The following is an 11887-nucleotide window of genomic DNA, read 5'->3' on the forward strand; positions in this document are numbered from 1 at the left end:
GCAGCGTATTTGTCTCAGCCTAGACTAATCGTTTGTTGACTGGGCGATCAGGTATGACAAAGGATACAGTAGTCCCTATATTGGGATTACTGACGATAGTCAAGCCCTGGCTATACAATTGGATTAATCGCCGGTTTGTGTTGGAAATCCCAATCCCTCCCTGTGCATTCAGGTTTGGATTCAGTAATTGAACAATCTTTTCTGGCTCCATACCTTTTCCATCATCTTTTACTTCAATTAATGTGGCGTTGTCTTGGCGAATAATCCGAATATGAACAGTTCCGCCTTTTATTTGACTAAGAATACCGTGTTTTACGGCATTTTCAACCAGCGGCTGAATCGATAGCGGGGGAATAAGTAAGTACATGTCTGGTTCAAGCTCCCAGACCACCTTCAACCTGTTCTCAAATCGTTCTTGCTCAATATACAAGTAGGCTTTCGTAAGCTGAAGCTCATGAGCGAGCTCTACCAACTGCCCTGTATTTAAAAAATCAAAGCTGATCCTCAAGAAGGAGGTAAACGCCTCGCCTATGCTTCGCATTTTTTTTGTATCGATTTCGCTAAGTGCCATAATGGAGTTCAGCGTATTAAATAGAAAATGCGGGTGAATTTGCGCCTGCAGATAGGCGGCCTCCAGCCGTAACCGTTCATTTAAGGAGTGCTTCATCGATATTAACGCTTTAATGCGGTATTTCAGCTCCAGTGCGTTTACAGGTTTAGTTACATAATCATTGGCGCCTGACAAAAAACCGGTATAGATATCGGCAGGCTGACTGCGCGCCGTTAGCAGCAGAATCGGTAGCTCCGTAAGAGAGTATCGCTCACGTATGCGCTGTGTTAATTCATAACCTGACATGCCTGGCATCATAACATCAGCAATCAACAGATCCCATTGCTCCGATTCCAGCAAGGCAGCCGCCTCGCGAGCAGAACTAGAAGTTGTAATGCGGTACGATTCTGTTGAAAGGATGCCCTCAAGCACTTTAAGATTAACAGAGTCGTCATCCACCACAAGTATATTACCGATTTTCTCATTGAATAATGACGTGGTGAGCGAAGCAGCAGCCTTTGCTTCTGCAGCAATCGAGAGGTCCTGAACAATGAAACCGTCGAGCGTTTCTCTAGAACTGGATGGAATCCATTTCGACTTATTAAGTTGCGAAGCATCGGCTAAGGGCAGTGTGAAGCTAAAGGTAGACCCCTTGCTTAACTCGGATTGTACGCTCAAACTCCCGCCGTGCAATTCTATTAGCTGCTTGCATATGCTTAAGCCTAATCCGATTCCTCTTCCATCACTTATTCCGTATGCGCCTTGCTCATAGGGAAGAAATACCCGTGACTGCGTCTCCTCGTCCATACCGATTCCTGTATCAGACACATGGATAATCATATGTGAGCTTTGGAGGTCAGCAGTAACCGCAATCGTTCCTTCTTCCGTGTACTTAATAGCGTTGTATAATAAATTATAAAAAACTTGAATAAGTCTCTTCTCGTCAGCCATGACCGGCGGCATCGATTCCGGAATATTCACAGACAGTTTAATCGGTTTATCTTCAATCATATGCCCCAGCATACCGATGACGCCAGGTATGACCGATTGAACCTTTAGGAGCTCTTGTTTCAGCATGATACGCTGCTCTTGGAGACGCGAGAAATCAAGAAGGTCACCGAGCAGGTGAGACATGTGGCTGCTTATCTTAATAAGCAGCTCCATATCCTTAACGTTTTTGCCAGATAGCTGCTCTTTCTCCTGGGTCACAATAGTATGGGCAATATTCATAATGCCGTGAAGCGGCGTACGCAGCTCATGTGAAGTATTGGCCAAAAACTGATCCTTCAGCTTGTCCGATTTTCTTAATTGTTCGTTAAGTACAGCATTTTCTTTAGCATTTTGGAAATATTTCTTGAACCAATAGGTGGAAAATCCGATCATCGTAGCAAAGATATCGATGGGATAGTAAACCGTAACAGATCCTGTAATTTTCCATATTAGATTGGATAGGATGCTTGCTATAGTTAGTTGCAGGAAGATAACATCGTTATCCGTCTGCCTCTTGAAAATCATGGTTCTCACGATAAAAATAAGCCCGATATATGGAAACAATCCAATGACAAGTATGTATTTCATCATTCCATATACAAATGCAGCAGGCGCGGCCACCAGAATTCCGGTCAAGATTATAAAGGCCATAGTGAAGGCTTGCAGCCATACATTTCTTGGAGCCTCGGTGAATTTTCTGAATATCAGAAGAATCATCTGATTTTGCCACAAGAATGAAATGAGCATGATTTTTATGATCCATATATAGGACAGGGCCAGCCAGATTGATAAAACATTATCAAGACTGCTCAAAACCAAAATGCCAACCATCAACGTTAATAGACAAATCATCAATAAAGTGCGTTCTTGAGGATTAATAAAGTACAGAATACATGCATACAAACCATGCAGCAGCAATAGCGTAAAAGTCACCAGTTGAAAGCTAATGGAATACCAACGAAGTTTATCAATCGCTTCGTGAGAGCCAAAGCGAATAATCTCGTTGTTAGAAGCCTCTTTGAGGCTTGCTGAATGAACAAGCAATTCTAACTCCGTTGTCCCTTCGACCGAGTAGGATGCGACCTTGTAAACCTTCTTCATCATGCATTCATTTCCGGGAGAAGTACAGCTTTCTCCCGAGGATACCCCATTGATTTTGATATCTTTGGAGGCTTGAATGTTCTGAAACCAGAAAGCGACAGGCTGCTTTAACGGATCAATTAGTACACGAAGGCGGTACGTCTCGTCCATGTTAGAAGAATCAGGATAGTTTCGATCATCAGGCATTTGAATGGTGCGTACCTTCGTTAAATCCATACCGCGCATATCGATTACGCCGTTGCCTGGAACAGGGATATCCAAAGTATAAAATAGATGGGACCACGTCCAACGCAAGCCGAGGAGCACACTAAGAAATAAGACAATAATGACTAAATATTTAGTTGTGGTTTTATTTATTATTGGCATCATATGGAGGGATTCGACATAAGTCGCGTGATATCCTTTTACTGTGGGGGAGTGCGAGTGAATGAATTGATGAATTTCCATTGTTCTGCTAGCTTCGGCGGTATGTGATTCGGTATTGCCTTGGTGTCATTTTCAAGTGATGCTTAAACAGCTTATTAAAATGGCTCAAATCGTTAATGCCAACGCTCTCAGCGATGTGGATGATTTTGTCATCAGTCTCACGAAGCTGTTTCAGAGAAGCCTGAATGCGAACCTCGTTCCGGTATTCGATGAACGTTTTTCCAACGATTTGTTTAAACTTGCCTGTAAAGGTCGTTTGGCTCATGCCGCACATATGGCATACCTTCTCCAAATTAATCGGATGGGCGTAATGCTGCTCAAGAAATTCGCACAGCTGACGAATCGCTTTGGATTCATTGCTGTGGAAGGCTGGACTGATCAATCTTTTGTCGTAACTGCGGCTGAGATAGACTAGCAGCTCGATCAACAGAGCTTTAATAGAAATCTGATATCCGAGCGCCTTGGCATTAAATTCTGTTGTAAGACGTTTAATTCTTTGCTTGACTTCTTGACCTTCTAGCAGCGATAGCTTCAGATGCGAATCGAAATCAACATCTTGACGGAGAAATGGCTCTAAATAGAAGAAATTGAGAAAAGAAGTAACCGAAGAGAGAGCTTTCAACTCCGAAATCAGCAACGAAGGTAAAAACATGACATTGTAAACTTCTAAGGGAGCGCTCTCAATAACACGATAGTCGTGCATGGCGCCGGGCGGGATAACGAAGACATCACCTTTGGAAATGGGATAGGAATGCCCCTTATACAAATGCTCTCCATGACCGTCTGCCACAAATACTAATTCAATAAAATCATGAGAATGCGGCATTAGCGGCCGAGAAGGCAATGTCAGGAACGGCAGAACCGAGAAAGGAAATGTGGAGCTCTCCAAAAACTGCTCTTTTGAATACTGGACCATCTCAAAATCTCCCTTCAATCGATTATATTACTATTTTAGAAGAGCGTTACCATGCCGTCAAATTGCCTATAAAGTACGGTGAAAAAACCAAGTCTTGAAGATAGATCTGGGATACGATAGGAGCAGTTTATATTGACTGTGAAAGGAATGGTATCCGAGTGGACAAGGCGTGGTGTGCGAAATGGATTATGGATCAACGATTTTACGGTTTAAAGCCTATTGATGTCTACCATAAAGAAGCTGTACAAGCAGTCTTGCCAGAGCATAAGGAGGAGCTTTTCAATCTACATTTGCTCGTAAGGAAATCTTTTGATTTAAATGATCACATAGAGGAAGCGCATCTGGATATAACAGCCGACGATTATTATAAGCTGTATGTGAACGGACATTTTGTCGGACAAGGACCTGCTCAAGGGAACCACTTCCACTATTTCTATAATCGTTTTGACATAGCCTCCTATCTTCGCCAGGGAGAGAATGTTATCGCGGTTCAGGTCTATTACCACGGGCTTATAAGCCGTTCGTATAACAGCGGTGATTATCGGCAGGGGCTAATTGCAGAGCTTGTTGCGGACGGAACGAGATTGGTACAGACGGATAAAACATGGAACTATCGGATTGCTGAGGAATATGGACCTGCGGAAGTGATTGGCTACAATACGCAGTTTCAGGAGAATATCGACAGTCGATTGAAGGAGAAGGGCTGGAGATCAGCCGGCTATGACGATTCGGACTGGCTCCCCTCGTGGGAAAATCTAGCAGATGATCATGTTCTCTTCCTGCAGCCGACCATGCCCCTATCCGTATACGAAGTGAAGCCTCAAAAAATCGAGTCCATTGAAAATGGATTTTTGCTCGATTTTGGGAGTGAGCTAACCGGCCAATTCACAATGCGAGCGAAGGGCTTGCCAGGCCAAACGGTAGAAATTCGTTGCGGCGAAGAATTGCTGCCGAGCGGCAGAGTGCGTTTTAAGATGAGATGCAATTGCACTTATACGGAGACCTGGACACTATCGGGAGAAGAAGACGAGCTAGAGTTGTACGATTACAAAGCATTTCGTTATGTCGAGGTGATTGCCAGCTCGAATATTATGCTCTATCCAGCTTGCTTTGCAGCGATCGTACGCCACTATCCTTTGGACGAAGACGCATGCAGGTTTGAGTCGTCGAACACTCTGCTGAATTCGATCTGGGCCATTTGCAAAAACGGGGTGAAATACGGCACGCAGGAAAACTATGTGGATTGCCCCTCTCGTGAGAAAGGTCAGTACCTTGGAGACAATACGATTATTACCCATTCCCATGCTTATGTGTCGGGTGATTTGAGCATGTATCGTAAGTCTCTGAATGATTTTGCGCTACTGTCGGCACGAGTCTGCCCTGGTTTTATGGCTGTCGCACCTGGAAGTTTTATGCAGGAAATCGCCGATTTCTCTCTGCAATGGCCTTTGCAGCTGCTGCAATATTATAAGTTAAGCGGAGATCGCGCGTTTCTTGAATCTATGTATCCGATTGCTCAGCAGCTGATGAAGCATTTTGAAATTTATATTCGGGAGGATGGTCTGCTGGATTCCGTTAATGACAAATGGAATTTGGTGGATTGGCCGGAAAACGCACGAGACGGCTATGATTTTAAACTGACAAAGGGGAGCATCCAAGGCTGTCATAATGTCATTAACGCTTTTTATTATGGTGCTCTGAAAGCTATGTCGGAAATAGACAAAGCGCTGAATATGGCTCAAAGCAGCGATGAAGGATTGGAGCGTTTCCGAACCGCATTTATTCAAGCATTTTATGACTCAGAAAGAAAGCTGTTTGTAGATGCAGAAAGCTCAGGGCACTCATCCTTGCATGCGAACGTATTGCCGCTTCTGTTCGGGTTAGCACCGGAAGAGTCGATCAAGCCGATCGTTCAGCTCATTCGCGAGAAGCGGCTGAGCTGCGGAGTATATATGGCTTACTTTGTGCTCAAGGCACTTGCGGAAGCAGGTGAACATGAGCTGCTATACGACTTGATCGTCTCAGAAGATCTACATTCTTGGGGCAATATGGTTAAAGAGGGTGCTACAACTTGTTTCGAAGCGTGGTCCAAGGATTTAAAATGGAACACTAGCTTGTGCCATCCATGGGCGAGTGGACCTATACCGCTTTTAATTGAAGATATATTTGGAATTAAGCCTGCTGCTCCGGGCTGGACCGAAGTCCGGTTTTCCCCACGAATACCGTTTTCACTTAGTGAGATCAAGCTCAACTTCATAATGCCAGCAGGGGAGTTCTGCTTTGAATACACGAATGGGCATGCCAAACTTATTGCGCCTGCTGGGGTTAACGTCATATACGATAGCTAAGCAACACTTTTAAACATACGATTGATGTTTAGGCAGCGGTACGACAATGGATTATTCAAGAATGAAGGGCAGGGTGATCGATCGAATGATTGGGCTGAAAATTGGAGAAGGTGGCTGTTCAGAAGTATACGAGTGGGATAACAATCAAACGATTATTAAAATTGGCAAGAACAACACTAGTTTTGATGCCATGAAAAAGGAGTTCCACAATAACCAGATTGTATGGGGAAATGGATTGCCTTCACCTCGTCCCTATGAGTTTTTGGATATTGATGGTCGCCCTGCAATTGTATTTGAACGGATCTATGGAGTGTCATTAATGGAAAGATACTTCAAAGTGTTTATGCAGCCTTCTTCAGAAGAAGCTAATAAAGAAAAGAAAATTGATGAAATTGTTCGAATGACCGCTCAAGTATTGAGCGATATTCATAGCAGATCCAATCTATCTTTGCCTCCCCAAAGAGAAATGATGAAGTATTCTATTCAAGCTCCTCTTTATCTAACATTAGCTGAGAAGGATCAGATTATTGAGCATTTGGATCGTTTACCAATGAAACAACAGCTCTGCCATGGTGATCCAAATCCAGGGAACATGATGATTCAGGGCGATGAGGTTGTTTTAATCGATTGGATGAATGCTTCAATTGGAAATCCAGAAGCAGACCTAGCTGAATATGTAATCATGATTAGACATGCCATCCTTCCTCCTCGTGTGCCAAACGATGCCGTTCTTTTCTTTGATTCCATTAGAGAGCGAATTCTACAAGTGTTCTGGGAAGAATATAACCGGTCGTCCGAGATAACTTGCAAAGAAGTAGAAGAGTGGGTTCTTCCTATTGCCGCTCGTAAATTATGCGCTGACGGTATTAGTGAAGCAGAAAAAGAATTGCTTTTAACAGAAATAAGATCAAGACTTTAATGTTCTAATCGTTGATTTTAAAATGGTCAAGAGATAGAGGGAGAAGCGGGGGCGAAGTTGTCTCCGCTTTCTGTTGTGAGTAATGTTCTGCATCTTGGTGAGCGGACGCAGCTGAGTTGAAGGAAATAGAAAAATGTCTTTTCATATGCTATAGGATTTGGTATCATACTCTTGACTTATTAAACGTGTTTAATAAGTGCAGGATAGTGAGGCGGTGAGTACTACGAAAGAGTTGATCGTTACGACCAAAGAGATGAAAAAGGCCATTCTACAAGGCATTCGTGAAGCACTTCTGACATGTGGGAGCGCAACGAAGGCCGAGCTTAGCAGTAAACTCAGAATCAGCTTCCCAACCGTAAGCAAATTCCTTAGTCAGATGGAACGGGGCGGTGAGCTTCTAATCATAGGGCTTGACGATTCCAACGGCGGACGAAGAGCCATCCGCTACGCCTATAATCCGGAGCATATGCTGGGCTTGGCTATCTTTTTAGAGAAAACGGAAATGAACTACTCGATTTATAATTGTTTAGGAGAATTGAAGGAGCAGGGCAGCTCCGCTGATGCCATCATGGACGATATACAAAGCCTAACTCGGAAAATCGAGGCAATCGTTGCGCAGTATCCGAAAATCAAATCGATGGCTATCGGTGTGCCAGGCTCGGTCAACAATGGACGAATTATTCATATTCCCAGTTATGAGCATTTCCAAAACTTTGATTTGAAAGGGTACTTTGAAGCGAGGCTTTCCATTCCTGTCGTCGTAGAGAACGATATGAATGCGGCTGTTCTCGGATATAACGTTAATCGTAGGAATAAGGACGATCTGTCTTCCGTGTATTTGTATTTTGGGCAAAATGGTCCTGGAGCCGGCATTATGATCAATGGGCAGGTGCTTCGGGGAAGCACGTTTTTCTCTGGCGAGGTTTCCTACGTGCCTCAATATGATAATAAAAATTTTGTGCAAGCCATGAATAGCGGGCAGGGACCTGAGACATCCAGCTTTCACACACCTGAGAGGATTGATGCGATTAGCCGGTTAATTGCTTCCTTCACAGCCATCATTAACCCGCATTCGATTGTTTTTTCCAAAGCTGAAATGAATGAAGCCATGATTAATCAGGTCGCCTTAAGAAGTGCCGTTTATATTCCGGAAGAACATCTCCCGGAGCTAGCGTTAAGCGATTGGAAACAGGATTATTTATTTGGGCTGCAGAAGCTCGGACTCGATCTTATGCTCGCAGGAGCGGAAATTTAAATAGAAGCAGAGGTATAGGCATACGATATGGCTACTTTCTTTTTAATCATTATTTATTTGGCGTTCATTAGCTTGGGCTTGCCGGATTCATTGCTCGGAACGGCGTGGCCGGTCATGCAATCGGACTTTAATGCTCCGCTGGAAACGGCGGGGTTGCTTTATATGATCATAGCTGCAGGCACGATCGTGTCCAGCTTGGCAAGCGGTGCTGTGCTGCAACGTTTTGGAACAGGCAAAGTAACGCTTGTCAGCTGTATCATGACTGCCGCTGCGCTGTTAGGCTTCGCTATGTCACCGTCACTAATTTGGCTAATGATTTGTGCGATTCCGCTTGGGTTAGGCGGAGGTTCGGTGGATGCAGGGCTTAACAATTACGTCGCCGCACATTACAAAGCACATCACATGAGCTGGCTGCATTGCTTCTGGGGGGTAGGAGCTACGCTTGGCCCCATGGTCATGGCTCAGTACATCACAGGGCAAAGTGCTTGGCGAGATGGTTATCTTACCGTTGCCGGCATTCAGTTTGGACTAGTCATTATCCTATTTATTACGCTGCCATTATGGAAGAAGGCTCCAACAAAAAAACAGGATGAGACGTATGGGGAACAGGAAGCAGCAAGGTCGGAAGAGCAGGAAGGGGGCACGGGGAAGATTAAGCCTCTGCAAATTAAGGGGGTTAAGCTGGCTCTCGTATCCTTCTTATTCTATTGCGGCGTCGAAGCAACGATGGGATTATGGGGAAGCAGCTTTCTTGTAAACGTGAAGGATTTGCCTGCAGCAGTAGCCGCACAGTGGGTATCATTATTTTATGCGGGTATTACTATTGGCAGATTTATTAGCGGGTTTATTACTTTCAAAATGAGCAACCGCACGCTTATACGCGCAGGGCAAATCATATCATTAATCGGTGCGGCGCTCATGCTGCTTCCATTGCCGCCCGCTTTCTCGCTAGCCGGCTTTATATTGGTGGGCTTTGGCCTCGCTCCGATATACCCGTGCATGCTGCACGAAACTCCGGTACGCTTCGGGAAGAAGCATTCTCAGACGATTATGGGCTATCAAATGGCGGTTGCTTATTCCGGCAGCACACTGATGCCTCCGTTGCTTGGTTTTCTTGCTGCTTATACAACAATTGGCATTTTTCCGATTGTTCTCGTCATATCAGCAGCAGCTATGCTCTTGTTTTCGGAGAAATTGAATGTTTTCTTGAGAAGAGAGGCTTTGAAAGAGAAAAGAAGCTATTAAAGGAAAGAAATAATCTAAGTTTACGAAATAGCAGGACTGCCGCTGTAATGGAGCGGCAGTCTTTTTTTGGGATTAACGAATAGTGTTAGATATCGAGTTTACGGGTGCCGATCCATTTTACCATTTCAGGATCGCGATGAGAGAAGAAGAGGCTCTGTTTCGTATCTAACGTAGCAATAGACTCGATATCCTCTTGGGTTAATTCAAAATCAAAGATATTAAAGTTTTCGATCATTCTCTCTTTACGAACAGACTTTGGAATGACAACAACATCTCTTTGTGTCAGCCAACGTAAAACCACCTGAGCAACGGATTTATTATATTTTCCAGCTATAGATACTAATGCTTCATTCTGAAACAAGTTATTTTTTCCTTCAGCGAAAGGGGCCCAGGACTCAATCTGAACATTATTCTCTTTCATGAATGTTGAACTTTCGATCTGCTGATGGAAAGGGTGCGTTTCAACCTGATTTACAGCGGGAATTACTTCATTATGAATAATCAGGTCAATCAGACGATCCTCATGGAAGTTACTAACGCCAATTGCACGGACCTTTCCTTCACGATATAATTCTTCCATAGCGCGCCAAGAGCCATGTACATCGCCAAATGGCTGATGAATTAGATACAAATCTAAATAATCCAATTGCAATCTTTCCAATGATTTTTCAAATGCATTTTTTGTGCTCTCATAACCAGCATCTTGAACCCAAAGTTTCGTTGTGATAAATAATTCCTCTCTTGGCACGCCGCTGCGCTTAATTGCTCTGCCAACTGCTTCTTCATTTAGATAAGATGCAGCGGTATCAATCAGCCGATAGCCTGCCATAATAGCATCATAAACACTTTGTTCACATTCATTTTGATCTGTAATCTGAAAAACACCAAAACCGAGTATAGGCATCTCAACACCATTGTTCAACATTACTTTTTGCATATAAAATCCTCCGGATTATTTGAAATTTGTAAAACGATTTGATCTTATGACTTCATCTAAAATACCTAGTATCCCTCCTTTTCACATCCCTATTATGCACCTGATGACAAAGTGACCGTTATCCCAATCGTGCCAAATGCTTGCCTAATCCTCTCACTATCACTTATGTAACAGATGAATATGAACTATAATCGGACTAATAAGAATAAGAATAAGAATAAGAATAAGAACAAGGAGAATCTTATGTCTGAAATTATCGTTAAACAGCAGCAAAATGAGCTCACTAAAATCATTGAACGCTTCTCAGAGAAGGACGGTGTTCATCCTACTGCTATTCCGTCCTTATTTTTCATGCGTGTCTCGAATGCGGACGGACAAAGCCACGGCGTGTACAAGCCTTCATTTTGTATGGTTGTTCAAGGGGCGAAGGAGGTATGGCTCGCGCAGGAGCGCTTTAAATACAGTCCTGCCGATTACCTTGTTGCATCCGTTCACTTGCCAGTTAGCGCCCAAGTCACGGAAGCCACTCCCGATGTTCCATATTTGGGTCTCAAACTTGAATTTACACCGAGTCAAATCTTAGAGGTTTTACAGGATTCTGAACTTCGAGGAGATCCGAAAGAAAATCCAAAGCGAGCTATGTATGTCAGCCAGATAGAATCATCTTTGTTAGATGCGGTCATTAGACTAGCTCGTTTGCTTGATAATCCAAAAGATATTTCGGTGCTTGCTCCACTAATTACAAAGGAAATTATTTATCGGGTGATGCAAGGCCAGAACGGGAGCATTTTGAAGCATATTGTAATGGAAGGAAACCCTACAAAGCAAATCAAAGATGTTATTGAACAAATCATGAATAACTATCATAGTCCCTTACGGGTTGAAGAACTTGCCGAAATAGCGAATATGAGTATCTCTTCATTACATAGACACTTTAAAGAACTCACTGCTATGAGCCCTCTTCAATTCCAAAAACAGCTTCGGTTGCAAGAAGCACGGCGCCTATTATTAACGGAATCGGCGGATGCTTCAGAGGTTGCCTTCCAAATAGGCTACGAAAGTGCATCTCAGTTTAGCCGTGAATATTCTCGCATGTTTGGTTTTCCTCCTAAAGCTGACATGAAGCGTCTTAAGGAAACGTATGAACAGGCAAAGGTAATTAATGAGCAAGTATCTAGTGTGTGAGAGGCATTATGACGT

At 43.6% G+C, this 11887-nt stretch carries 8 protein-coding genes; 5 read left to right on the forward strand and 3 right to left on the reverse strand.

Annotation, left to right across the window (positions count from 1 at the left end):
* Window positions 1-19: 19 nt before the first annotated feature.
* Together MHI37_RS11845 and MHI37_RS11850 are read right to left on the reverse strand one after the other, a co-directional pair.
* Window positions 20-3010 (reverse strand): ATP-binding protein, encoded by a 2991-nt coding sequence (locus tag MHI37_RS11845; protein WP_256710645.1) that lies wholly within the window; start codon window positions 3008-3010, stop codon window positions 20-22.
* Window positions 3011-3095: 85 nt separating this feature from the next.
* A complete protein-coding gene (locus tag MHI37_RS11850) occupies window positions 3096-3983 on the reverse strand; it encodes an AraC family transcriptional regulator (protein ID WP_076338762.1) in 888 nt (295 codons plus the stop codon).
* A 158-nt stretch (window positions 3984-4141) separates the two neighbouring features.
* On the opposite strand from MHI37_RS11850, the gene MHI37_RS11855 reads away from it, so the two are divergent.
* From MHI37_RS11855 to MHI37_RS11870, 4 genes are all read left to right on the forward strand, one after another.
* Window positions 4142-6331, forward strand: a complete 2190-nt coding sequence (locus tag MHI37_RS11855) for a family 78 glycoside hydrolase catalytic domain (RefSeq protein ID WP_076338763.1) — start codon at window positions 4142-4144, stop codon at window positions 6329-6331.
* A gap of 85 nt (window positions 6332-6416) precedes the next feature.
* Window positions 6417-7250: an aminoglycoside phosphotransferase family protein gene (locus MHI37_RS11860; RefSeq protein ID WP_256710646.1), complete on the forward strand. Its 834-nt coding sequence runs from the start codon at window positions 6417-6419 to the stop codon at window positions 7248-7250.
* Window positions 7251-7503: 253 nt separating this feature from the next.
* The gene (locus tag MHI37_RS11865) at window positions 7504-8505 is read left to right on the forward strand and encodes an ROK family protein (protein WP_076338817.1); all 1002 of its coding nucleotides are present in this window, start codon (window positions 7504-7506) and stop codon (window positions 8503-8505) included.
* 27 nt (window positions 8506-8532) lie between these two features.
* Complete coding sequence (locus MHI37_RS11870) at window positions 8533-9750, forward strand: MFS transporter (RefSeq protein ID WP_076338764.1); 1218 nt, start codon at window positions 8533-8535, stop codon at window positions 9748-9750.
* An 85-nt stretch (window positions 9751-9835) separates the two neighbouring features.
* Here MHI37_RS11870 and MHI37_RS11875 read toward each other — a convergent pair whose 3' ends face one another.
* The gene (locus MHI37_RS11875) at window positions 9836-10687 is read right to left on the reverse strand and encodes an aldo/keto reductase (RefSeq protein WP_076338765.1); all 852 of its coding nucleotides are present in this window, start codon (window positions 10685-10687) and stop codon (window positions 9836-9838) included.
* Window positions 10688-10930: 243 nt separating this feature from the next.
* Here MHI37_RS11875 and MHI37_RS11880 point away from each other — a divergent pair, with 243 nt between their 5' ends.
* Window positions 10931-11872: an AraC family transcriptional regulator gene (locus MHI37_RS11880; protein WP_076338766.1), complete on the forward strand. Its 942-nt coding sequence runs from the start codon at window positions 10931-10933 to the stop codon at window positions 11870-11872.
* Window positions 11873-11887: the final 15 nt, after the last annotated feature.

Source organism: Paenibacillus sp. FSL H8-0548 (assembly GCF_038630985.1).
In the GTDB taxonomy this organism is placed as follows: Bacteria; Bacillota; Bacilli; order Paenibacillales; family Paenibacillaceae; genus Pristimantibacillus.